General features: G+C 64.7%; 18 protein-coding genes. 6 read left to right on the top strand and 12 right to left on the bottom strand.

The annotated features are described in order from the left end of the window. Positions 1–96: 96 nt before the first annotated feature. Together VCS63_RS12260 and VCS63_RS12255 are read left to right on the top strand one after the other, a co-directional pair. A complete protein-coding gene (locus VCS63_RS12260) occupies positions 97–990 on the top strand; it encodes a LysR family transcriptional regulator (protein ID WP_042792750.1) in 894 nt (297 codons plus the stop codon). A gap of 179 nt (positions 991–1,169) precedes the next feature. Further along, on the top strand, positions 1,170–1,871 hold the full coding sequence (locus VCS63_RS12255) for a DUF3053 domain-containing protein (protein WP_042792749.1): 702 nt from the start codon (positions 1,170–1,172) through the stop codon (positions 1,869–1,871). A 143-nt stretch (positions 1,872–2,014) separates the two neighbouring features. Here VCS63_RS12255 and VCS63_RS12250 read toward each other — a convergent pair whose 3' ends face one another. The 4 genes from VCS63_RS12250 to msbA all read right to left on the bottom strand — a co-directional run bounded on the left by VCS63_RS12250 (position 2,015) and on the right by msbA (position 7,642). After that, positions 2,015–3,487 carry a diguanylate cyclase gene (locus tag VCS63_RS12250; protein ID WP_167380330.1) on the bottom strand — a complete coding sequence of 491 codons (1,473 nt, stop codon included), beginning with the start codon at positions 3,485–3,487 and terminating at the stop codon, positions 2,015–2,017. A 40-nt stretch (positions 3,488–3,527) separates the two neighbouring features. After that, positions 3,528–3,758: a hypothetical protein gene (locus VCS63_RS12245; RefSeq protein ID WP_042792747.1), complete on the bottom strand. Its 231-nt coding sequence runs from the start codon at positions 3,756–3,758 to the stop codon at positions 3,528–3,530. A gap of 121 nt (positions 3,759–3,879) precedes the next feature. Beyond that, a complete protein-coding gene (locus VCS63_RS12240) occupies positions 3,880–5,685 on the bottom strand; it encodes a monovalent cation:proton antiporter-2 (CPA2) family protein (protein WP_042792746.1) in 1,806 nt (601 codons plus the stop codon). Positions 5,686–5,866: 181 nt separating this feature from the next. Further along, on the bottom strand, positions 5,867–7,642 hold the full coding sequence (msbA, locus tag VCS63_RS12235; RefSeq protein ID WP_063642299.1) for a lipid A export permease/ATP-binding protein MsbA: 1,776 nt from the start codon (positions 7,640–7,642) through the stop codon (positions 5,867–5,869). 106 nt (positions 7,643–7,748) lie between these two features. Here msbA and VCS63_RS12230 point away from each other — a divergent pair, with 106 nt between their 5' ends. The 3 genes from VCS63_RS12230 to VCS63_RS12220 are packed head-to-tail and all read left to right on the top strand — an operon-like array spanning position 7,749 to position 9,782. Beyond that, entirely contained in the window at positions 7,749–8,720 is a 972-nt protein-coding gene (locus VCS63_RS12230) for a glycosyltransferase family 9 protein (RefSeq protein ID WP_063641586.1), read from the top strand. Between the two features lie 16 nt (positions 8,721–8,736). Then, on the top strand, positions 8,737–9,501 hold the full coding sequence (locus VCS63_RS12225) for a YdcF family protein (protein WP_063641587.1): 765 nt from the start codon (positions 8,737–8,739) through the stop codon (positions 9,499–9,501). Next, positions 9,492–9,782: a YkgJ family cysteine cluster protein gene (locus VCS63_RS12220; RefSeq protein ID WP_323879893.1), complete on the top strand. Its 291-nt coding sequence runs from the start codon at positions 9,492–9,494 to the stop codon at positions 9,780–9,782. Before VCS63_RS12225 ends, VCS63_RS12220 begins: the two co-directional genes overlap by 10 nt. 31 nt (positions 9,783–9,813) lie before the next feature. Here the strand turns inward: VCS63_RS12220 and VCS63_RS12215 are convergent, their stop codons facing one another. From VCS63_RS12215 to dnaE, 7 genes are read right to left on the bottom strand one after another with little or no spacing between them, the layout of a single operon-like run. Next, the gene (locus VCS63_RS12215) at positions 9,814–10,962 is read right to left on the bottom strand and encodes a glycosyltransferase family 4 protein (protein ID WP_042792742.1); all 1,149 of its coding nucleotides are present in this window, start codon (positions 10,960–10,962) and stop codon (positions 9,814–9,816) included. Further along, on the bottom strand, positions 10,937–11,662 hold the full coding sequence (locus tag VCS63_RS12210; protein WP_088607549.1) for a polysaccharide deacetylase family protein: 726 nt from the start codon (positions 11,660–11,662) through the stop codon (positions 10,937–10,939). Before VCS63_RS12210 ends, VCS63_RS12215 begins: the two co-directional genes overlap by 26 nt. Positions 11,663–11,671: 9 nt before the next feature. Further along, the gene (locus VCS63_RS12205; RefSeq protein WP_042792739.1) at positions 11,672–12,796 is read right to left on the bottom strand and encodes a glycosyltransferase family 4 protein; all 1,125 of its coding nucleotides are present in this window, start codon (positions 12,794–12,796) and stop codon (positions 11,672–11,674) included. Further along, the gene (locus tag VCS63_RS12200) at positions 12,793–13,545 is read right to left on the bottom strand and encodes a glycosyltransferase family 2 protein (RefSeq protein WP_042792738.1); all 753 of its coding nucleotides are present in this window, start codon (positions 13,543–13,545) and stop codon (positions 12,793–12,795) included. Before VCS63_RS12200 ends, VCS63_RS12205 begins: the two co-directional genes overlap by 4 nt. Continuing rightward, a complete protein-coding gene (locus VCS63_RS12195) occupies positions 13,542–14,390 on the bottom strand; it encodes a polysaccharide deacetylase family protein (protein ID WP_323879892.1) in 849 nt (282 codons plus the stop codon). Before VCS63_RS12195 ends, VCS63_RS12200 begins: the two co-directional genes overlap by 4 nt. Next, complete coding sequence (locus tag VCS63_RS12190; RefSeq protein WP_042792735.1) at positions 14,387–15,487, bottom strand: glycosyltransferase family 4 protein; 1,101 nt, start codon at positions 15,485–15,487, stop codon at positions 14,387–14,389. The genes VCS63_RS12195 and VCS63_RS12190 overlap by 4 nt, the downstream gene beginning before the upstream one ends. Next, positions 15,487–18,981 carry a DNA polymerase III subunit alpha gene (dnaE, locus tag VCS63_RS12185; RefSeq protein ID WP_063641591.1) on the bottom strand — a complete coding sequence of 1,165 codons (3,495 nt, stop codon included), beginning with the start codon at positions 18,979–18,981 and terminating at the stop codon, positions 15,487–15,489. Before dnaE ends, VCS63_RS12190 begins: the two co-directional genes overlap by 1 nt. 140 nt (positions 18,982–19,121) lie before the next feature. Here dnaE and lpxO point away from each other — a divergent pair, with 140 nt between their 5' ends. Beyond that, on the top strand, positions 19,122–20,021 hold the full coding sequence (gene lpxO, locus VCS63_RS12180) for a lipid A hydroxylase LpxO (protein ID WP_042792734.1): 900 nt from the start codon (positions 19,122–19,124) through the stop codon (positions 20,019–20,021). 57 nt (positions 20,022–20,078) lie between these two features. On the opposite strand, the gene hrpA is transcribed toward lpxO, so the two are convergent. Further along, positions 20,079–24,008 carry an ATP-dependent RNA helicase HrpA gene (gene hrpA / locus VCS63_RS12175; RefSeq protein ID WP_063962021.1) on the bottom strand — a complete coding sequence of 1,310 codons (3,930 nt, stop codon included), beginning with the start codon at positions 24,006–24,008 and terminating at the stop codon, positions 20,079–20,081. Positions 24,009–24,042: the final 34 nt, after the last annotated feature.

Genomic DNA, 24,042 nt, shown 5'->3' with positions numbered 1-24,042 from the left:
CTCAGCGGCATGCGATTCGTAAAATTCAAATAACGGAACATTCTTTTCAAAAAAATCGATGGCTAAGCCTTCACGCCAGGGAGCGGGGTTTCAATAATGTTGAGTGATCTCAAGCAGTTGCGCGCTTTTCTCACGATCGCCCGGCTGGGCAACTTCACCAGGACCGCGCATGAACTGAACATTTCGCAGTCGGCATTGACCATCCAGATCCAGCAACTCGAGTCCCATCTGCGCACGCGGTTGTTCGACCGGAACCACCGGAGCGTCAGCCTGACACCGCGGGGCCAGGAGCTCTACCCTCGGATCGAAAAACTGGTGGCCGAAATCGAGGATTTGGTCACCTACGCCCGGGACACCAGCGATCGCGAACGCGGCACCGTCACGGTCGCCGTCCTACCCTCCCTGGCAGCTGGCCTGCTTCCCCAGGCCATTCACCGGCTGAACCGCGACTACCCCGGCATCACCGTCTGTGTGCGGGACACAGTTGCCTCGCGTGTCAACGACATGACCCGCAGCGGAGAGGTCGATTTCGGAATAGGCAGTCCGATCAAGCGCGATCAGGAGCTGGTGTGGGAGCAACTGGTGACTGACCGCTTTTGCGCCTACATGGCCCATGACTATCCCTGGGCCGCGCCGGACTCGGTGACGCTCAAGGATTTGGCCGAACATCCGCTCATATTGCCGGTGCGGGAAAGCAGCATCCGCACCCACATCGAAGCAGCGGCAGACAAATTGAAGATTTCGCTGCCTGCAGCGTATGAAGTCGTCTACAACTCGACTGTTTTGGCGATGGCGGCGCAGGGCCTCGGCGTGGCCATTCTCTCTGAGCTGGCGGCCCGGGAAGGCGACACCAACCGCCTGCGTTGCGTTTCGATCAATACGCCGCCGCTATACCGCCATATTGGCATCTTGCGGCGGGCCGGCCGGTCACTGTCGCGTTCCGCTGAATTGCTGACAGCAGCATTGCGGGAAATCGCGACCCAGGAATGACCTATGCCCCTAGCAGGTGGCAAATGGAATTTCACTTCATTATGTGCGAATAATGTGACTTAATAATTCGATTGCAATCATTTCTGAAAGCGATGGCGGCAGAGAGGATGACCCGATAAGCTGCGGGCGCCTTCAGGGTATACCCTGACCATTTCTTTCGTTTCTCGGAGATTGATGCAATGAAGTCCCTATTCCGTCCGTTCCTGATACTGGCCGCAGCCCTGCCCCTGGTGCTGGCCGCTTGCGGCAACAAGGAACCTGAACAGCGTGCCGCGTTCACGCAGTTCCTGCAGACCCGCATCGTCGACAAGCCCGGCGTGCGTGTCCCGCAGTTGACGGAGGAAGAAAAGAAATCCTTTGGCGACTATGCGGCGCAATATGCAGTGATCACCGACTTCAACGCCGGCATGGACGCATCGGTCAAACCCTTGTCCGGCATCATGCAGAAAGGCTCCATGCGCTCGCTGAACGATATTGTGGCCCGCCGCGATGACCTGAAGGCCGTCCAGGCCTCGCTCAATGACATGGGAGCAGCGCTGAAGGAACAACAGGCCAAGGCTGATGCCGCGCGCGCTCAGCTCAAGCAACCGGAAGACCTGAAGGCGGTGTACGACAAAGCTTATGAGAAGACGGTCAGCCTCCCGGCCGACACCTTCCGCGATGTGCTGCCGCAATTGAACGCAACCTTCGACAGCAGCCTGAAGATCGCCGATTACGTCGCCGCGCACGCCGCGCAGATCGACATTTCCGGCCCCATCGTCAAGGTGCAGGATCCCGCCGTGCAGGCCGAATTGAACAAGCTGCTGCAGGATCTGAATGCGCAGGCCAAGAACGTGCAGCAGGCGCAGACCCGCATGCAAGCCGTCATGGTCGGCCGCTAACCGAAGCCTGGCAAAAAAGCCCCGCCGTGCTCATCGCGCGGCGGGGCTTTTTTTGCCGCCGGGCCGCCCCAAGGCAAAAAACGCCCCCTCGGGGGGCAGCAAGCCGAAGGCGCAGCGTGGGGGCCGTTCTTTTCAGCGATGAATCAGGCCTCGGCCACCGCCACACGGTTGCGCCCGGCCTTCTTGGCCCGATACACGGCGGCATCGGCCGCCTCGACGAGGCTCTCAGCGGTGCCGTCGGCCTGAGGAACTGCAGTTGCGACACCAACGCTTATCGTGACGACTCCGCCGTCGGCGCCTTCGTGCGGCATTTTCAGGGCGGCAACCGTCCGCCGGATGTTCTCGGCGATCTCCGCGGCGCGCTGGCGGCTGGTGTTGGGCAGCAGCACGACGAACTCCTCGCCTCCGTAACGCGCGACCAGATCGCGCGGGCGCCGCACCTTTTTCTTGAGCGAGAGCGCCAGCCGCTTGAGCAACTGGTCCCCTTCTTGATGGCCGTAGCGGTCGTTGTAGCGCTTGAAATGGTCTGCATCCAGGAACAGCAGCGATAACGGCGAGCGTTCGCGGCGCGCATTCTGCCACTCGCGCTGCAGCGCTTCGTCGAACGCGCGACGGTTGGCCAGCCCGGTCAAGCCGTCCGTATGGGCCTGTATCGCCAATTGCGTCTCGACCGCCTTTCGCAGAGTCATTTCCCGTCTGAACAGTACGATCAGCGCGACGACCGACAGCAACAATGCCGTGGTCACCGGGATGATGAACCACGCGCGGCGATTCCAGGGTTCAAGCAGTTCATCCACGTCCATGGCCACGTCGATGATGAGCGGCGTGTCCTCGATGCTTGCGAACGTGTAATAGCGGTTCACGCCGTCCGGAGACAACGCGCCCACGAACGAGCCCTCACGACGGATCAGGAATTGTTGGAATTCCAGCGCCATGCCGATGTCGCTACCCAGGTCATTCAAGGAGTATGGCGCTCGCAGCAGGACCAGGCCGTCATTGCGAAAGACGCTGATCTCGTCGCGCTCGCCGATCGACAACGCGGCGAAGCGGTCACGGAAATAGGCCAGGCGCAGCGAACCCGCGACCACGCCAGCGAAACTGCCGTCCGGGTTGGACAGCCGCCGGCTGATGGCGATGCTTTCATCGCCGTCGCGCAGGCGGCTGCGATAAGGCTTGCTGACGTACATGCCGACGTCGTCCGCATCGCGATGCACCTGGAAGAAATCCCGGTCGGCGAAACTTCCTGCTGGCGCATCCACGGAGCCCGAGTGATAGCGGATATTGCCCTCCTTATCCAGCACCACGACAGCGCCGAGGTACTCGGCCGCCGAGGGCCGGTCGAACAGGAAGCGGTACAGCGTTTCGGGCGCAAGCCGGTCCAGGCCGGGTTCACGCAGACGCTCGGCCATGCCTTGCAGCGACAAATCATAGACATGCAGGGTACGACTGATATCCGCGGACAGCACCCCGGTAATGTTGCGTGCCGAGGCTTGCGCGGCGTCCCAGGTGGCGCGCCGGTCGATCCAGAGCAGCGCGACCGCCGCCGCGCAGATACCGAGTGCGACGAGCACCGCCAATGCATACAGCGCGCGATGCATAAGCCCGCGAGACTTCAATACGGCGCTCCTGCACAAGAAATATCGGGAGTGGCTGCGCTCAGGTTACCGCTGCCGTGGCGATGCGGAACGGAAAGGCCTTCGCGCCCCGCACTTTGTCGGTCTCGCGGTGCGCGCTGATCGACCAAGCGGGGCCCGATCCGCCCGTGTGCGATACCAGCTGGCGCATGGAGCCCGCCGAGAACCCGCAGCGCAAGGCCGAGGCCTGCCGCCGGGCCAGTTCTACGCAAACAGCTTGCGGCGTCGTGGAAATCCGATCCGATTGCAGCATGGCAGCCCCCTGGCATATGCGCGTCAAAAAAGAAAAGTCTGTGCGGATAAATCTACCTTAGCCATCGGGGCTTGAGCATGAAATGATGCGAAAAGTAATGCAAAAATGACGAAATACTTGGTTACGCAGTTGGGCTGGCGGCGGCGCTCTCGGTTTCCCGGTCGGGTTTGTCGTTCTTGCCGTCCGGTGCGCTGGTCATGTTGCCGTACAGGAGCGAACGGCCAGCGAACAAGCCGCCTGCGACCTCCAGATCAAACCGTTCCGTGTCGCGCCTGCGGACGTCCTGCACGACTTCCGCGGCCTCGTCGGGGGGAACACCGATCACGCGCAGCGCAGCTTCGCCAAAAGCCAGCGCCGATTCCAGCGTTTCACGCACCTGGTAGTCCACCCCTTCCTTGGCCAGCGCCAGCGAATGAATGCGGTCGTAGGCGCGCACCACGACCCGCACCAGCGGAAACTCCGCCTTGATCAGCTTGACCATATGGTTGACCGCTTTCGGGTCGTCTATACAGATCAGGATGGCGCAGGCATTCTCGGCGCCGGCGGTGCGCAGCATGTCGATGCGGGTGCCGTCGCCGTAATAGACCTTGACACCCCACTTGGCGGCCGCCCGGATTGCATCGGTGTCGGTATCCAGGATGGAGACCGTCAGGTCGCGGGCAAGCATCGCCTGGGTCACGATCTGGCCGAAGCGTCCAAAGCCCACGATGAGCGCACAGCCCTCGAGGTCCTTGGCCACGTCCACGCCTTCCATCGAGGGCGCTTCCTTGGGCAGCAGCCAGCGCAGCGCCAGCACGCACAACGGCGTAAGCGCCATGGAAATTATGACGACCGCGGTCAGCACTGCGCCGGTATGGGCGTCGAAGATACCTGCGGCGGCGGCCGCCCCATACAGCACGAAGGCAAATTCGCCGCCCTGCGCCAGCAAGGCCGCGCGCGTCATGGCCTCGGCGTGCGAGGCTCGCAGCACCCGGGCCACCACATATACGCCCACCGACTTCACCAGCATGAACACCACCACCGCCGCCAGGATCAGCGGCCACTCGCGTACCACTGCCGACAGGTCCAGCGACATGCCGACGCCCAGGAAAAACAGGCCCAGCAAGATGCCGCGAAAAGGCTCGACTTCCGCCTCCAACTGGTGGCGGAAGGTAGATTCCGACAACAGCACGCCTGCCAGGAAGGCGCCCATGGCCATGGACAGGCCGCCCAGTTCCATCAGCAGGGCCGCCCCCAGCACCACCAGTAAGGCGGCAGCGGTCATAACCTCGCGCGCATGGGCGGCCGCCAGTAGCCGAAATAGCGGGTTGAGCAGCCAGCGACCGGCGGCCAGGAGGGCCAGGATGCAGGCCACCGCGATGGCCGACTGCGTCCATGGGTCGCCATGACTGGAAGCGTCCACCGGCGCGAGCAGGGTCGCCAGGGCCAACAAGGGCACGATGGCAAGATCTTCCAGCAGCAGGATGGAAACGATGCGTTGGCCCTGAGCACTGGCTGTTTCCCCCCGCTCGGCCAGGATCTGCATGACGATTGCGGTGGACGACAGCACAAAACCCATTGCCGCCATGAAGGCCGCAGGACCCGAGAGCCCGGCCAGCAGGCCGACCACCGTCAGCAGCGCGCCGCAGGCCAGCACTTGCGCCACCCCCAGCCCGAAGATCTCGCCGCGCAGCTTCCACAAGCGGGACGGCTGCATTTCCAGGCCGATGATGAACAGGAACATCACCACGCCCAGTTCGGCCACATGCAGGATGGATTTGGGATCGGAAAACAGGCCGATGCCGAATGGGCCGATTACCAGGCCTGCGGCCAGATATCCCAGGACGGATCCCAAGCCCAGGCGCTTGAACAGCGGAACCGCGACAACCGCAGCCCCCAGCAGGACGACGACATTGACTAGCTGATTGCCTTCGGAAGGCAGGGACATGGGGCGCTCCTGAGCACGGCGGAACAAAGCGCCTCGAGGCGCCCCCCGCGCAACAGGCGGGGCCGGGCCTGCCGTCAGGCCCGGCTCCATTTTCCGGCAATCCGGACACTTGGCAATCCGGAAATGCGACAGGAAGAGACAACCGGCAGGCGACCCGCTCCGGGCGCCCAGCGGCAGCAGATCAATCCTCGCGGAATTGCATCTTGTAGAGCGATGCGTACAAGCCGTTGGCGGCCAGCAGCTCGGCATGAGGGCCTTGCTCGACGATTTTGCCGGCGTCCAGCACGATGATGCGGTCGGCGTTCTGCACGGTCGACAGGCGGTGGGCGATGACCAGCGTCGTACGGCCCTTCATCAGGCGCTCCAGCGAAGCCTGGACCTGGCGCTCGGATTCGTTGTCGAGCGCGGACGTGGCTTCGTCCAGGATCAGGATGGGTGCGTTCTTGATCAATGCGCGGGCAATCGCCAGGCGCTGGCGCTGGCCCCCGGAAAGGCGAGCGGCATTTTCGCCCACCGGGGTATTGAGGCCCTGCGGCAACCCTTCGACGAATTCCAGCAGGTTGGCTGCGGCCAAGGCATCGCGCACCTTCTGTTCGCTGGACTTGCCCAGCGCGCCATAGCCGACGTTGGCGGCGATGGTGTCGTCGAACAGCACCACATCCTGGCTGACCAGCGATAGATGCGAGCGCAGGCTGCGCAGCGTCAGCTCGTCGATCGGCGTGTCGTCCACCAGGATGGAACCGCTGTCGGCCAGCACGAAGCGCGGCAACATATTGACCAAGGTGGTCTTGCCGCTGCCGGACCGCCCCACCAGGGCCACGGTCTGCCCAGGTTCCACGGTGAAGGAAATGTTATTGACGGTATCGCGGTCGGCGTCCGGGAAGCGGTGCGTGACGCCGCGAAATTCCACTTTGCCTCGCACGGGCTCGGCCAGTTCCTTGGTGCCAGTATCGTTTTCGGGCTTCTGGTCGATCAAGGTGAACACGCTTTCCGCCGATACCAGCATCTTCTGCATGCGGGCGGCCACGTTGGTCAGACGCTTGATGGGGTCGAAGATCTGGGCCAGGGCCGCCATGAAGGAAGCGAAACTGCCCACGGTCAGCGCCCCATGGTTAGCCTGGCTGAGCGCCACGGCAATGACCGCGCCGACCGAGATCGAAATGCAGACCTGGGTAAGCGGCGTCAGGGCAGCATCCGCCGTGGCGGTGCGCATGGCGAAACGGCGCAGGCGGCGGCTGACGAAATCAAAACGGCCGCGTTCGACTTCATAGCCGTCAAACAGCTTGATGACGCGTTGGCCGTCGATGCCTTCGCCGACGACGCGGGTCAACTCGGCGTTCATGTTCACGGTTTCGCGGTTGATGCGGCGCAGACGCTTGATGAAAAAGCGCGAGATCAGCACCGACACCGGCAGCATGATCAGGATGATCAGCGTCAGCACCCAGGACATGTACAACAGCACGCAGATCAGGGCGACCACCACCAGGGTTTCACGCACCAGCACCGTGATCACGTCGGTGGCGTAACCGGTGACGTTGCCCGCGTCGATGGTAAAGCGGTTGAGCAAGCGGCCGGTGTCGCCCTGTTTGAAGTCGGCGTCGGGCAGCCCGAGCAGTCGCTCGAACATGTCCTTGCGCATGCCCAGCAGCACGTTGTTGGCCACCCAGGCCAGCAGATAATCGCTGAAGAAGTTGCAGATGCCACGCAGCAGGATCAGCCCCACCACCGCCAACGGCAAAGCCCAGACGTAGTACGGTTTGGCGCCCGAAAAGCCCCCGTCCAGCAGAGGCTTCATGATGACGGCCAGCACCGGCTGGGTAGCCGCCGCACCGGCCATCAGCAGGACGGCAAGCAACAATCCCTTCCAGTAGGAGCCCACGCGGCTGTATATCCGACTCCAGAGTTCAGCTTTGACGGGTTGGGAACTCGCGGGCGCGTTGCGTGCGGCAGAATTCAAAGGGATCACTCGCTTTTATACAATCGTGGCGAGAATTGTACCGGCTGCGCGACAAGTCGCCCTCCGAGTCATGCCCCTTCAGCCCTAACGCGCCTAGCGCCCTTCCATGTCCGATATCAGCTGCCTGTACGTCCGGTTACCCAATTGGGTGGGCGATGTTTGCATGAGCCTGCCCAGCCTGCGCGCCTTGCACGCCAGCGGCCTGCCCCTGGTGATCTGCGCCCGCCCCTGGGCCCGCGACCTGCTCGACGGCGTGGCCAAGCAAGACTTCATACCCATGCGCGGCAAGGTCGGTCCCGACCGGGCGGCCGTCAGCGCGCACCGCCGCGGCCTGGGCGTCCAGGGACGCCGCGCCCGGGGACTGCTGCTGCCGGACTCCTTGTCCAGCGCGCTGGTGTTCCGGCTGGCGGGACTGCCTTCGGCCGGCTATCGCGACGACGGTCGCAGCTTTCTCTTGCGCTGGCCGTTTGCCAAGCCCAGCGACGCGCTGCACGCGGTCCAGTCCTGGCATCACCTGACCCGCGAGGCCCTGGCCCGCTGGGGCTTGCCCAGCGGCCCGGCCGAACCTGGCCCGACCCTGGATCTCCCCCTGACGTCCGCCCATCAGGGCGCCGCCGACCTGGCGATCGAAGCCGCCGGGCTGGCGGGGCAGCGTTTTGTGCTGATCGCGCCCACCGCCACGGGGCTGCACAAAGGCAAGATCAAAGTCTGGCCTGGATTCGATACACTTACCCGCGCCCTGCAGGCTCGCGGCCATACCGTGGTAATGTGCCCCCCTCCGGCCGAAACCGAGGAGGCGCTGCGCAATGCTCCCACGGCGCTGCTGCTGCCTCCCCTGTCCCTGGGCGCATTCGCGGCGCTGACGGCGCGGGCGGCGCTGGTGATTTGTAACGACTCCGGCGTCTCGCACGTGGCTGCGGCAGCCAATGCCCGCGAATTGACCCTGTTCGGCGTCACGCGTCCAGGACGAACCGGCCCGTGGTCGCCGCGTGCGGTATGCGTCGGCTCGGAGCATGCATGGCCGTCCGCCGAGGAAGTTGAGCAGCAAGCCAACCTCCTGCTGGACGAGACGCAGTAATCAGGATTTTTTTAAGATGCCTTTGTCCAGCTATCTCGCGAATCTGATCATTCCTTACAACTTATGCCTGACCCTGGTCGTTATCGGACTGGTGTTGGGACTGTTCCGCCTGCGCAAGACCGGCGGCGCCCTTATTGCCGCCGGCTTGCTCTGGGCGCTGGCCTGGTCGCTACCCGTCACCTCGCTGTGGCTGGGCGGCGCGCTGGAATCCCGCTATCCGCACCTTGCCCCGTCGGAATCCCCAACGGCGGATGCCATCGTGGTGCTGGGCGGCAATACCGCCAATGGCCGCGCCAACTGGTTCCTGCCCTACGACAAGGACACGGCAGTGGTGCGCGTGGATACTGCCGCGCAGCTCTATCTGGCCGGGCGCGCGCCCAAGGTCGTGCTGTCGGGCGGAGCGCTGGAAGGCGACGTCAGCGAAGCCCGCGGCATGGCACATGCCATCCGCCAGCAGGGCGTGCCGGAAACCGCGCTGATCCTCGAAAACGCCAGCCGAACCACCTATGAAAACGCGGCCCTGACCGAGGACCAGCTCAAGTCCCGCGGAATCGGCAAGGTCCTGCTGGTGACCTCGGCGCTGCATATGCCGCGCGCCATGGCGGCCTTCTCCAAGCAAGGCGTGGAGGCCATCGCCGCCCCGGCGCCCCCGCAAATCGTGGCACCCACGGATGGTTCGCTGCCCCTGTGGCTCCCTGACCAGCGCACCTTCGACGCCAGCCGCTCCATCATCAAGGAATACGCCGGCCTGTTCGTCTACTGGCTGCGTGGATGGGTCTGAACCAGCAGCCGGCGGCCGCACTGGCTTGCAGGCCCGGCTGCGGCGCCTGCTGTATCGCGCCGTCGATCACCCAACCGATTCCCGGCATGCCGCAGGGCAAGCCGGCGGGCGTGCCCTGCATCCAGCTCTTGCCGGACATGCGCTGCGCGATTTTCGGCCAGCCGTCGCGGCCGGATTTCTGTGGCGGGTTGCAACCGCAGGCCGAGATGTGCGGCACCGGCCGCGAGCATGCGATCCGTTGGCTGGGCGAGCTTGAGCAGGCGACGGCGCCAGGCCATTGAAACCGGCGGCGCAACCGAGCCGGCCCCCGATTCAGCCCCGCTCTTGCAGCACCTTGTCGTATAGCGCTTCGTAGCGCGCCGCCACCGTCTCCCAGCTCTGCTCGCGGGCGATCGCCAGGCCGCGTTCGGTCAAGGCCGCCCGCAGTTCGGGTTCGGAGCCCAGGCGCTCCAAGGCCTGCGCCAACTGAGCACCGTCACGCGGATCCTGCAGGATCAACGCGTCCTTGCCAGCCGACAGATACTGCGCAAAACCGCAATACGCCGGAGAACTCACCACCACGGGCAGCCCGTGCGACATGGCTTCCAAGGGCGCCATGCCGTAGCTGTCGTTGAGCGTCGGATGCGCGTAAATGTCGGCCGCGCTGAAGTAGCGGGCGACATCAGGCGTGGGGTCGATCAGGGTGACGCGGCTGGCGATGGCGCCGGACGCGCGCACGCGTTCACGGGTGGCATCGTCCGCACCGACCACCAGCAACCGGTACTGCGGCGGCAATTGCGCCAGCGCGTCCAATAACGCGGGCAATCCCTTGCGCAAGGGATTGCGGGCGACCAGCAGACAGCCTATGGTGCCGGCGTCCCAGCCCAGGCTGGCGCGAGTCGCCTCGCGCCCTTCCCTTTGCGCGGCAGTCGGCAGCTTGACTCCGGGCGCGATGATGTCGACCGGCAACTGGGGGCCATAGCTGCGGTGCAGCTGGTCCATGATAAGACCGGATACGGCCACTACCCGCCGCGCAGGCGCCTGACGCACGCGCAGCTTCTCCAGGAGAAGGTAGGTGGCCAGGCGCGGACTAAGCCAGGCGGTCAGGCGCTGCAAGGGCTTGACGCGAGTCAGCCGGTTGTAGCGCACGGGCGTCACATGCATGACCTGGATTTCGCCAGCCCAACCGTTCATGTGCGAATGCACGATGTCGTAACGGCCGCGGGTAAGGCGGTCGGCCCGCCAGGCGAAGTACAGCACCCGCATCCAGCTGGGCAGCCAGCCTGGAAAGCGCACGGGCAAAAATGGAAAAGGCAGATCGCTGTCGAAATCGCGCGCCACGACGGATACGTCATGGCGCTGGCCAAGCACCCGCATCAGTTCCACGCCGTAGGCTTCGGCGCCGCCAAACCGGTTGCCGAAGCGATCGACCAGCAGCGCGATGCGCAGCCGCCGCTCAACCGCGCCGGCGGGAGTCTTCATACCGGGTCAGGCACTTCTGCAGGAAACGGATGATATTGGTGGAACGCGACACCGTCACTCTCGGCAGCCCGAAAGGATCGTCGGTAGCGGCCGCCAGCCCGCGCTGGGTAAGCGTGGCATTGTCGTAGCCGGCCTCGCGCGCCATCGCCCGGTGTTCCGGGCCGTGATCGCCGTAGGGATAGCAAAAAGCGGTGACGGACGCGCCCAGGGCCTGCTCAAGCTCGTCCTTGGACTGGACGATCTGGCGGCGGGCCTCGTCGGGCGACATCTGGGGCAAATGCACGTGATCCAGCGTGTGCGAACCGACTTCGTTGCCGGCCTGCGCCCATTCCCGCATTTCGTTTACGGTCATCAGCGCCGAAAAAGGAATTCCCTTTTCCAGGTCCCATACGTTGCCGCCATCGAACTGGTGCGCAACAAAATAGTTGGTGGCGGTGAAGCCCAGTTCGCTCAGTACCGGCATGGCATTGTGGTGCACATTGCGGTAACCGTCGTCGAACGTAATGCCGAAAACCTTGCCTTGGCGTTCCCCGCGCACGTACGGCATGACGTCGCGCATGGACAGACCGCGATAGCCCAGCCTGCGCATCCAGCGCATCTGCCGGGCAAAGCTGTCGGGGTGCACCGTCAGCCCGCGAAACGGCGTGCCTTTGGGGTTGGGCTCGCCGATCTGGTGGTACATGAGTATGGGGATAGACATAGGGACAGATTATAAAGCCCGGTCTTGCCCCAGCGTGCGTCGGTATACGTCCAGTGTGGCGGCGGCGAAACGTTCCAGATTGAAGTCCCGCAGGCTGGTCTCCCGGGCCTTGGCCCCCATGGCGCGCACGGCGTCGGGATGGTCCAGCATGAAACGCAGCTTGGCGGTAATGGCGGGCACGTCGCGCGCCGGCACGATCCAGCCGTCGACGCCGTCGGTCACGTTCTCGGGCAGGCCGCCTGCGTCGCTGACCAGGGCGGGCAGACCCAGCCCCATGATTTCGCGGCAGGCAAACGACAGCGCTTCGCGATAGGACAGCACGAAGCCTGCGTGGCAGGATGCCAGCGCCGCCCGCACGTCGTCGAGCAGGCCGGGAAACCGGACTTGGTCGGTCATGCCCAGTTCGCGCACCCGCGCAAGCTTGGCCTCGTTGGGCGGATCGCCGGCCACCATCAGCAGCACGCGCGCGCGATCCTCGGGCGGCAAGGCGGCAGCCGCCGCCACCAGGTCCAGCCAGCCCTTGTCGTAGTCGGTGCCGCCAGCGCTGCCCAGCAACAGCTTGCCCTGCCAATCGGGCCCGAAGAAGATGGCGCGCAGCTTGTCCAGGCTTTCCGGCGGCGGCGGCGCGAAGAAATTGGTGTCGATGCCGTGGCGGATGGTGGTGATGGGACGCTTGCCGTAAGGCGACTGCTGCATCAGGCGGTGGACGTAATCGCTGACCGCGATGGCATGGTCGGTGGCCAGCGCCACCCGCAACTTGTGGCCGAAGCTGGTCAGCGGATGATCGTTGTGCTTGGTGAAAACGATGCGCGGCCGCTTGCGCATGCCCAGCGTGGCCAGCATGACCTGCTTATGGTCCGCAGACCCATTGGCGTGGATGATGTCGAAGCCGCCGGACTTGATCAGGCGGCGCAGCTGCGCGCGGTCCTTGAACCAGGACGACGGCCGTGTCGTGTACTGCATGTCCTCCACCCTCACGCCCGGAATCGCCTTGGCATAGCGGTGCAGGCGGCTGGTGGCCGGCGCGGCGACGGTGATCTGGTGGTCCTTGGACAAAGCCTTGGCCAGGTTGATGATGTAGGTGACGTGCCCCCCGCCATTGCCGGCGTGGAAGTTGGTGTAGAGGATTTTCACTTCTTCTTCTCGGCCAGGAACATCAGCTTCGAATAACGGAAGAAACTGCCGGCCGCGGCAGTAACGGCCAACACCAAGCCGTGCCTGCCATCCAGGAATCCGCGCCGGATCAGGTAGATGCGCACGAAGGTCCAGAAGCCGTGGCCCAGCGCGCCAAAAACGGACGTGCGCCGGCCCTTGGCGTACATCATGGCGGCGGCATCGGACGAATAGCGGTTGACCTTGGTGATCAGCGCATCCAGATTGTCGTAGGGATAGTGGTGGAAATAGCCACGCATCTGCAAGGGCTTGCCGTTGGCCGGCACCACCCGTTCGTGCACGGCGGCGTCCGAGAAGCGCGCCGTGCCGCGCTTGAACAGGCGCAGCACGTAATCTGGCCACCAGCCGCTGTGACGGATATCGCGGCCGCAGAAATTAGACAGGCGCGCGATTTCATACGTGTCCGACTGCGGCGCGCGCAGCACTTCCTGGATTTCCCGGGCCAGTTCCGGGGTGACGCGTTCGTCAGCGTCGATGGACAGGACCCAATCGCCCGTGGCGAGATCCAGCGCGCGGTTCTTCTGGGGACCGAAACCGGGCCAGTCCGCAGTGACTTCCACCCGCGCACCCAAGGCGCGGGCAACTTCAACCGTGCCGTCGGTGCTGCCCGAGTCCACGACGATGAATTCGTCGGCGAACGCCACGGACTTGAGGCAGGCGGCGATGTTGGCCGCCTCGTTCTTGGTAATGATGATGACAGATAGCTTCATCCGCGATTCCTGAGACGCTTTTTCCAGGCCTTCCAGGCATGAAAGCGCGGCCCCCAGAAGGGGTCGCGCGACAGCCAGATGCGCCGGTTCAGCCAGGAGCCCGCCTGGTTGCGCGCCGCGAAACGATAAATATGTTCGGGATCGGCGCCGGGGGTGTTCTGGCCAAAAGGGTCGGTAGTGTACAAGTGCCGGAACCCGGCCTCGCGCGCCGCGGCGACGTAGTCCGCATCGAAGTACCCTTGCGGCCAGCAGAGGTGGTCGCTGGCGGCTCCGAGGCGGCGGGTCAGGGTGTCGCGCGACTCCTGCAATTCCTGGGCGATATGGGCGCGCTTGGCGTCGACATCGGCGCCGCAAACCTTGTCCCAGCGGGTATGCGTATGCGTGTGGGAATGGAATTCGAAGGTGCCCGCCGCCTGCATGGCTTCGATCTCGCTCCAGCGCAGCATGGCCTCGTCGGCCCGGCCCTCCGCCACCAGCCGCTTGCAAGCGTCGTGGTCGGGGGTGGCCGGCAAGGCGCCGCCCTGGCCCGCATGCGGTCGCACCGGCCCGTCGCCAATCCAGCCGGTGATGGTAAACAACACCGCGCGCATGCCATGGCGCGCCAGCACCGGATGCGCATGCACCCAATTGTTCAGGTAGCCGTCGTCGAACGTGATCAGCACCGAACGCTCGGGCACCGCGCCACCGGCCAGATAGGCCGCGAACTCCCCAGCGGACAAAGACTGGTAACCGGCGCGGGCGAGGCGCGAAATCTGCGCCTCGAACACGTCGGGCGTGGCCGCGATCATGCCGCCCGCCGGCGTGACGTGGTGATACATCAGCACCGGGACGTTGGGCGCATTCATCCCGCGCGCTCCGCCAGCCACTTGGCATAGACGGCTTCGGTGGTTTCCGCCAGGCGGGCGGGCGAGAACACGCCTTCATCCCAGACCATTTTGCGGCCCGCTTCGCCCATGCGCTGCCGCAAGCCGGCGTCGTCGATCAAGCGCACCAGGGCGGCGCTCAGCGCCTCGGGATCCTTGGGCGGGACCAGGATGCCGGTTTCGCCGTCGCGGAACATTTCGGACACGCCGCCCACGTCCGTGCCGATGACCGGCAGGCCGCTGGCCTGCGCCTCCACGTAGACGGTACCGGACGCTTCCTGCTGCGTCGCCAGGGCGAAGAGGTCGAAGCCCGCCAACAGGTTGGGCACGTCGCGCCGCATACCCATCAGATGGATGCGGTCCTGCAACCCCAGTTCGGCCACATAGGCCTGCGTCTGTTCGAACACCGGCGAACCGCCGCCGACAAATACCAGATGCAGTTTGGGGCGACTGGCCATCAGGGGCGCAACCGCGTCGATCAGGTCCTTGTGCCCTTTGGTCGCGCGCATGACGGCCACGCAGCCCACGACGATGTCGTCGTCGGCCAGGCCCAGTTCCTCGCGCAGCGTGGAGCGTTCCACGGGCGGTGGCAGCACGATGGGCGAGTAGACGGTCGCGACCTTGCTGGCGGGAACGCCGCGGTCGATGAGATGTTGGCGCACATGGTCACTGACCGTCGTGACCCTGTGCGGCAGACAGGTGTAGGACCACAGCGATCCCACTTTGTTGGACAAGTGGCGGGTCCGCACGATAAGCGGCGTTCCTGCCAGCCGGCCGGCGGCAGCCGCGATGACCGTGTCGCGCCGGCTGTGGGTATTGAGCACGTCGAAGCGGCCTTCGCGCAGAATGCCGCGGATGGTCGCAATGCCTTTCAGGTAATTCACCGCGCCATCCATTTCCAGGGTGTGCACGGGAAAGCCAGCATCCGACAGACGTTCGGCCAACTGCGCCTTGGGCTGGCAGATCGCCTCCATGTGATGGCCGCGCGCGCGCATGGCGGTCATCTCCTTGAAGATCCGGCCTTCCTGGCCGCCGAAACTGGTAGCGGCTTCCGAGTGAACGATACGCAGGTTAGGCATCAATAAGTGACCTCCACGCCATCCGGCTTGGTCCATTCATTCAGGTTGGCGAGCAGCGTGTCGGCCATGCGAACGCGCCACTCCTCGCCCAGACGGACCGTGCACAGGAAATTATTCTTGGTATAGACGATATCGACCGGCACGCCGGGAATGCCGTTCTCGGGCTCGGCCCGGAAGGGATTCAGCATCTGCCGCAGGCGCGCCGCGTCGGCGCTGCCATTGAGCTTGACGCGCAGGGACTTGGCGCGGGCTTCGCGCGCCAGCTGCAGGTCGTAGAGCTGCTCGGCCACGATGCGCATGCCGCCCGAGTAGTCGTCGTTGCTGACCTTGCCCTGGACGATGACGAGTTGGTCCTCGCGCAGGCGGTTGCGGTGCTTTTCGTAGAGCTCGTTGAAGACCGAGATTTCCACCTGCGCCGTGCCGTCGTCCAGCACGGCAAAGACCATCTTGCCGCGGCGGGTCATCATGACGCGCACGCTGGCCAGCACGCCGCACATCCATTGCAGGTCGCGTTGCGGTTCCACGCGCACCAACTGCATCGGCACGATGCGGCGCACTTCGTCGCGCCACGCGTCAAACAGGTGGCCGCTGTAGTAATAGCCCAGCGCGGACTTTTCTTCGGTCAGCTTCTTGTGCAGATCCCAGGGCGCGACCTTGGCCAGTTCGCCGGCCACCACGTCGCCGCTGTCGTCGCCGAAGAGCGAAGCCTGGTTGGCGCTGCGGGCCGCCTGTTCGGCGGCTTCCATGGCGGTGGGCACCGAAGCCAGCATCGCCGCGCGGTTTGGTTCGATGGTGTCGAAGGCGCCGGCCTTGATCAGGGCTTCGATGGTGCGGCGGTTGACCGCGTGCTTGTTGACGCGGCGGCAGAAGTCGAACAGATTCTGGAAGGGGCCGCCTTCCTTGCGCGCGCGCAGGATTTCCTCGACCGCGCCCTGCCCCGTGCCTTTGACCGCGCCCAGGCCATACCGCATGGTGCGCGGCGGCTTGCCATTCTTGGTGTGCTTGTCGGCGACCGGCTCGAAGCGGTAGCCCGAGAAGTTCACGTCCGGCGGCAGCACCTCGACGCCGTTGTCCTGGGCATCGCGGCAGAAGATCTGGACCTTGTCGGTGTCGTCCATGTCCGAGGACATGGTCGCGGCCAGGAATTCCGTGGGATGGTAAGCCTTGAGCCAGGCGGTCTGGTAGGAGATCAGCGCATACGCGGCCGAGTGCGACTTGTTGAAACCGTAGCCCGCGAACTTCTCCATCAGGTCGAACAGTTTGACGGCCAGGTCCGGATCGTGGCCCTTTTCCTTGGCGCCTTTCTCGAACAACTCGCGGTGCTTGGCCATTTCTTCGGGCTTTTTCTTGCCCATGGCGCGCCGCAGCAGGTCGGCGCCGCCCAGTGAATAGCCGCCGATGATCTGCGAGATCAGCATCACCTGTTCCTGGTAGACGATGACCCCGTAAGTGCTCTTGAGGGTGTTCTCCAGGTCGTCGTGGAAGTAGTCCACCGCGGCACGGCCGTGCTTGCGGTTGACGAAGTCGTCCACCATGCCCGATTCCAGCGGCCCCGGTCGATACAGGGCCAGCATGGCGATGATGTCTTCGAAGGTGTTGGGCCGCAGCTTCTTCAGCAGCTCCTTCATGCCGCGCGATTCCAGCTGGAACACCGCCGTCGTGTTGGCGTCGCACAGGATCTTGTAGGCAGCCGGATCGTCCAGCGCCAGGGCCATGACGTCGAAGTCGCGTTTGTCCTCGTTGAACTGGCGCACGTAGCGCACGGCCCAATCCAGGATAGTCAGGTTGCGCAGGCCGAGGAAGTCGAACTTCACGAGGCCGGCGGCTTCGACGTCGTCCTTGTCGAACTGCGAGACTGCGCTGTTCTCCTGGCCCGGCTGGCAATACAGCGGGCAGAAGTCGGTCAGCTTGCCCGGGGCGATCAGCACGCCGCCGGCGTGCATGCCGATGTTGCGGGTCAGGCCTTCCAGCGGCTTCGCCAGGTCCACCAGCGCGCGCACTTCCTCTTCCTGCTCGTAGCGGTCCTTGAAGGCGGGCTCCTCCTTCAGGGTCCGTTCAAGGGACCAGGGATCCATCGGATTGAACGGGATCAGCTTGGACAGGCCGTCGCAGAACATATAGGGCATGTCCAGCACGCGGCCAGCGTCTCGGACCACGGCCTTGGCGCCCAGCGTGCCGAAAGTGGCGATCTGGCTCACGGCGGCTCGGCCGTATTTTTCCTTGACGTAGTCAATAACCCGTTCGCGGTTGTCCTGGCAGAAATCGATATCGAAGTCGGGCATGGAGACCCGCTCGGGATTCAGGAAGCGCTCGAACAGCAAGTCGTAGCGGATCGGATCCAGGTCGGTAATGCCCAGGGCATAGGCCACCAGCGAGCCGGCGCCGGAACCCCGTCCCGGTCCCACCGGCACGCCGTTGTTCTTGCCCCAGTTAATGAAGTCCTGCACGATCAGGAAGTAGCCCGGGAAGCCCATCTGGATGATGGTCTTGCATTCCCAGCGCAGGCGTTCGTAGTACTGTTCGCGCTTGGACTCGCGTTCGGCCTCGTCGGGGAACAGGAACGCCATGCGCTTTTCCAGCCCCTCTTCCGATAGCTGGACCAGATAGTCGTCCAGGCTCACGCCGTCCGGCGTGGGGAAGTTGGGCAGGCGCGGCTTGCCCAGCACCAGGCTGAGGTTGCAGCGTTTGGCGATTTCCACGGTGTTGGCCAGCGCCGAGGGCACATCGGCGAAGCGCCGCGCCATTTCCTCGGAACTGAGCAGGTACTGCTCCTTGCTGAACCGGCGCACGCGGCGCGGGTTGGCCAGGATTTCGCCTTCGGCGATGCAGACGCGGGCCTCATGCGCCTGGAATTCGAATTCGTCCAGAAACTGCACCGGATGCGTCGCCACCACCGGCAGGCCGGCCTCGCTGGCCAGGCGCATGGCGGCCTGGGTATAGGCTTCGTCGCCGTCCATGCCCGCGCGCTGCAATTCGATGTAGTAGCTGCCCGGGAACAGGTGCGCCCATTGGCGAGCCAGCGCCAGCGCCGACACGGCGTTGCCCGCGTCCAGCGCCTGCCCCACGTCGCCGCCGCGTCCGCCCGACAGTGCGATCAGCCCCTCCTGCCCCTGCAACCATTCGCGGCGGATTTCCGCGCGGCCCCTGCCCTGGTTCGTCAGGAAGGCCTTGGTCAGCAATTCACAGAGATTGAGATAGCCCTGGTGGTTGCGCACCAGCAGCAGCAGGCGGAAAGGCTTGGCAGGGTCGTCATCGTTGGACAGCCAGACATCGCAGCCAGCGATGGGCTTGATGCCGGCGCCGCGCGCGCCCTTGTAGAACTTGATCAGGCCGAACAGGTTCGACAGATCCGTCAGCGCGACGGCAGGCTGGCCCAGCTTGGCCACGCGCTTGATGAGGTCGGGGATGCGCACGATGCCGTCCACGACCGAAAATTCGGAGTGTACGCGCAGGTGAACAAATGGGGACGGGGTTGTTACGGCTTCTTCGGACATAAGGGGAATTGTACCTAGTCAACGCGGTCCAAGCCGAGGCCCCTGCGGTTGCGCAAAGGACTATGCGGGCGCCTGTGTAACAATACACGTTGCACGTCATCGCCCACTGCTGACATGAGATTTACGCACGAGATTCACCTATGAAATGGCTAATTCCCGGGATCTGGCTGAGCGCCATCCTGTTCGCGCACTTCCGAGGCCGCGTCAAGCTTCCGCTGGGCCGGCAATTGCTGGACCATTCCGTGCTGCTCGCCCCCATCAATGCCTTCATGGTGCTGACCTCGCGGGTACCGACCACGCCCTACCTCACCACGAGCGAAATTGCCGAACTCAAGGTGCTGGACGACAACTGGGAAACGATCCGCGAAGAAGCCGAACAGATGGCCGAGCTGCGCCGTATCAAGGCCGCCGATACCCATAACGACATCGGTTTCAACTCGTTCTTCAAGTACGGCTGGAAGCGTTTCTACCTGAAGTGGTACGACGCCCGCCACCCGTCCGCCGAGGAACTTTGCCCCAAGACCGTCGCCATCCTGAAGACCTTGCCCAAGGTCAAGGCCGCGATGTTCGCCGAACTGCCTCCGGGCGGCCAGTTGAACCCGCACCGCGACCCGTTCGCGGGATCCCTGCGCTACCACCTGGGCCTGGTCACCCCGAACGATGACGGTTGCCACATCATCGTGGACGGCGAGCACTACAGTTGGCGCGACGGCGAAAGCGTGGTGTTTGACGAAACCTACGTGCACGAGGCCTACAACCACACCGACCAGAACCGGATCATCCTGTTCTGCGACGTGGAGCGCCCGCTCAAATGGCGCTGGGCCGAAGCCTTCAACCGGTGGTTCGGCCGCGTCGTCATGTCGGCTGCCAGCTCGCCCAACGATGGCGGCGACCAGACCGGCGCCATCAACAAGCTGACCCACGCCCACTGGGTCATCGACCAGAAGCGCAAGGCCTTCAAGGCCTGGAACCGCACGGTCTACAAGGCTACCAAGTATGGCCTGATCGTCCTGGTCATCGCAGGGTTCCTGGCTCTGTAAAACAACTCTGTAAAACACTAAAGGCCGCAAGCAATGCGGCCTTTAGTGCATTGGGCCCTAGCGCTGCAAGGATTCCCAGCTCTTCATCAGGCGCTTGACCGAAACCGGCATGGGCGTGCGCAACTCCTGCGCGAACAGCGCCACCCGCAGCTCCTCGAGCAACCAGCGGAATTCATCCAAACGCGGATCCGGCGCCCCCTTCAATGCCGAGCGCGCGCGCTGGTACTGGGTCAGCAACGGCGCCATTTCGGCCACCAGCTTCGCATCCCGCGCGGGATCCGCGCGCAGCTTGTCGATGCGCGCCTGTACCGCCTTCAGATAGCGCGGGAAATGCGAAAGCTGCGCATAGGGCGTGTCGCGGATGAACCACTTGGGCATCAAGGCGCCCAGTTGCGCTTGCAAGTCCGCGTAGGCCGCCGCATGCGGCTTGGCCTGGGGCAGCTTGCGCTGTACCGCCGCGTACTCCGTCAGCACCGCGCCCGCCAGGCGCGCCACTTCCTGCGCCAGCAAGCCCAGCCGGCCCTTGCCTTCGGCCCGCCGGGCCTCGAACTGCTGCTCGTTGACTGGCCAGGGGTCGGCCAGGCAGGCCTGCCCCAGCGCGCAATCGATGATCTGGTCGCGCAGCTCTTCCTGCGTGCCCAGCGTCATGTAGAGCATGCTGATCTTGGTCAGGTCGGCCAGGTTCTTTTCCAGGAACTTGACCTGCTCGCGCAAGCCCAGGCGGAACAGCCTGAGCAGGCCGGCGCGATGGTGCTTGCGCGCTTCGTCCGGATCATCGAACACGTCCAGGTCGCAATGCGCGCCCCGGTCCACCAGCGCGGGATAACCGATCACCGACTGTCCACGCCGCTTGATTTCCATGATTTCCGGCAAAGGTCCGAAAGACCAGGAAGTCAGGTTCTCGTGCGCCAGCGCCTGGGCGACCTGGGTGTCGCTGGCCGCCAGTTGCTGGAACGTGGCCTGCGCCTGCTTGCCGAATTCGGCGCGCAGCTGCGCCAGGTTGCGCCCGGCCGCCAGCATGCGGCCATGCTCGTCCACCACGCGGAAATTCATGAATAGGTGGGCCGGCAGGGTCTCCAGCTTGAAATCGCCCGGCGCTGGCCGCACCTGCACCTGGTCCCACATATCGGCGATGATCGCGTCCACCAGCCCCTGCTGCGGATCGGCCAGGCGCTCGAACCAGCGGTCGTAGAAGCCCGCGGCGTAGTCCGGCAGCGGCACGCAATGGCGACGCAGCTTCTGCGGCAGCGACTTCAGGAGCAAGTGCACCTTTTCCTTGAGCATGCCGGGCACCAGCCATTCACAGCGCGCCGGGTCGATCTGGTTGAGCGCGAACAAGGGCACCGACAGGGTCACGCCGTCACGCGGCGAACCGGGCTCGAAATGGTAGTCCAGCGCCATCGACACGCCCTGCCATTCCACCTTCTTGGGGAAGACATCGGTCGTGACGCCCGCGGCTTCATGCCGCATCAGTTCGTCACGCGTCAGCATGAGCTTGGCGGCCGTGGCCTTGTCCAGCCCTGATACCCACTTCTCCAGCGTGGCCGTCTGCGAGATGTCGGCCGGCAGTTGGCGGTCGTAGAAGGCGTAGATCAGCTCGTCGTCGACCAGGATGTCGGGACGTCGGGTCTGATGTTCCAGCTTTTCGATGCCGGCGATCAACTTGCGGTTGTGCGCCACGAAAGCCAGCCGCGTGTCGATCTCGCCGGGCACCAGGGCCTGGCGTATGAACAATTCACGCGCGTGCGTGGGATTGACCCGGCCGTAATGGATGCGTCTGCCGGTATAGATGGTCAGGCCGTAGAGCGTGGCCCGCTCGTTGGCCACGACCTGGCCGGCCTTCTTTTCCCAACGGGGGTCGGACCAGTTCTTGCGAATCAGATGCGCGCCCACCTTTTCCAGCCATACAGGGTCGATTCGCGCCACGCAGCGCGCATAAAGCCGCGTGGTCTCGACCAGTTCGGCCGCGACGATCCAGCGCCCCGCCTTCTTCACCAGGCGCGAGCCCGGATGAATGTGGAAGCGAATTTCGCGCGCGCCCTGGTAGTGGCCGCCCTCGTCGCTCTTGAAGCCGATATTGCCCAGCAGGCCCGACAGCAGCGCCATGTGCAACTGTTCGTAGGTGGCCTCGGTCTGGTTGAGGCGCCAGCCCTGTTCGCCCACCAGCGCCGCCAGCTGGGTATGCACGTCGTGCCATTCGCGCAGCCGGATCGGCGACAGGAAATTCTGGCGCAGCAAGGCCACCAGCTTGCGCTGCGAGGCCTTGTGCTGCACCTGTTCGCCGTACCAACGCCACAATTTCAGGAAGGAAATGAATTCGGACTTGTCGTCGGCAAACTTGGCATGGGCCGCCTCGGCGGCCTCGCGCTCCTGCATGGGGCGATCGCGCGCGTCCTGCACCGACAGGGCCGACGCGATGATCAGCATTTCCGCCAGACACTGGTGTTCGCGCGCCGCCAGGATCATGCGGCCGATGCGCGGGTCCACCGGCAGCTTGGCCAATTCGTGGCCCGTGCGCGTCAAGACAAAGGACGAGCCCGTGCGGGAAGCATCGGCGTCGTCGTCCGAAGCCGACGCCAGCTCGATCGCGCCCAGCTCCTGCAGCAGGTGGTAGCCGTCGGCCACCGCGCGGCCCGGAGGGGCTTCGACGAAGGGGAACTGCTCGATGTCGTCGAGCTTGAGCGACTTCATCCGCAGGATGACCGAAGCCAGGGACGAGCGCAGCACTTCCGGATCCGTGAACGGCGCCCGGTTGTTGAAATCCAGTTCGTCGTAGAGGCGGATGCAGACGCCCGGGCCGACCCGGCCGCAACGGCCGGCGCGCTGGTTGGCAGAGGCCCGGCTGATAGGCTCGATGCGCAGCTGCTCGACCTTGTTGCGCCAGGAATAGCGCTTGATACGAGCCAGGCCGCTATCGACCACGAAGCGGATGCCGGGCACGGTCAGCGATGTTTCCGCCACGTTGGTGGCCAGCACGATGCGCCGGGCGTTGGTACGTGGATGGAAAATCTGCTCCTGTTCGGCCTGCGACAGGCGCGCGTACAGCGGCAGCACCTCGGTGCCGGCGGGATGGCGTTTGCGCAGCGCCTCGGCGGATTCGCGGATCTCGCGCTCGCCAGGCAGGAACACCAGTACGTCGCCCGGTCCATGACGCGCGCATTCGTCCACGGCGTCCACGATGGCATCGATCAGGTCGCGCTCTTCGTCCCCCGACATGCGTTCGCGGTCGCGGCCGGACTTGGCCGGCGCGGCTTCGTCTTCGTCCAGTTCTTCGCGTACGGGGCGGTAGCGGACTTCGACCGGATACAGGCGGCCGGACACTTCGATGACAGGCGCCGGCCGGTCCTCGGAGACGCCGAAGTGCCGGGCAAAGCGCTCGGCGTCGATCGTGGCCGAGGTGATGATGATCTTCAGGTCCGGGCGGCGCGGCAGCAGCTGCTTCAGGTAGCCCAGCAGGAAATCGATGTTCAGGCTGCGCTCGTGCGCCTCGTCGATGATGATGGTGTCGTAGCGGCGCAAGAGCGGGTCGCGCTGCGACTCGGCCAGCAGGATGCCGTCGGTCATCAGCTTGATGGACGCGTTGGGGCCGGTGCGGTCGTTAAAGCGCACCTGGTAGCCCACGACCTCGCCCATGGGCGTGTTCAGCTCTTCGGCGATGCGCTTGGCCACCGAGGTCGCGGCCAGGCGGCGCGGCTGGGTGTGGCCGATCATCTTCTGGCGGCCGCGCCCAAGTTCCAGGCAGATCTTGGGCAGCTGGGTGGTCTTGCCCGAGCCGGTTTCCCCGCTGACGATCACCACCTGGTGGCCGGCGATCGCGCGCGCGATCTCCTGGCGCCGCGCACTGACGGGCAGGTCTTCGGGATAGGTCACCACGGGTATGGGCCGCTCGGGACGCGGCGCGCGGCGCGCATTCTGCGCATCCGCGGCTGCCGCCGGAGCCGCCGGGTCCGCGGCCTTGGGCGCACGCGGGCGGGAGGATTCAGGCATGTACGATTTGTCCGGTTAGCCCGGCATTATAAAT

The sequence above is a fragment of the Achromobacter sp. D10 genome (genome assembly GCF_035282245.1).
Classification (GTDB): domain Bacteria; phylum Pseudomonadota; class Gammaproteobacteria; order Burkholderiales; family Burkholderiaceae_B; genus Achromobacter; species Achromobacter insolitus.
This window is presented reverse-complemented; position numbering and strand designations above follow the sequence as displayed.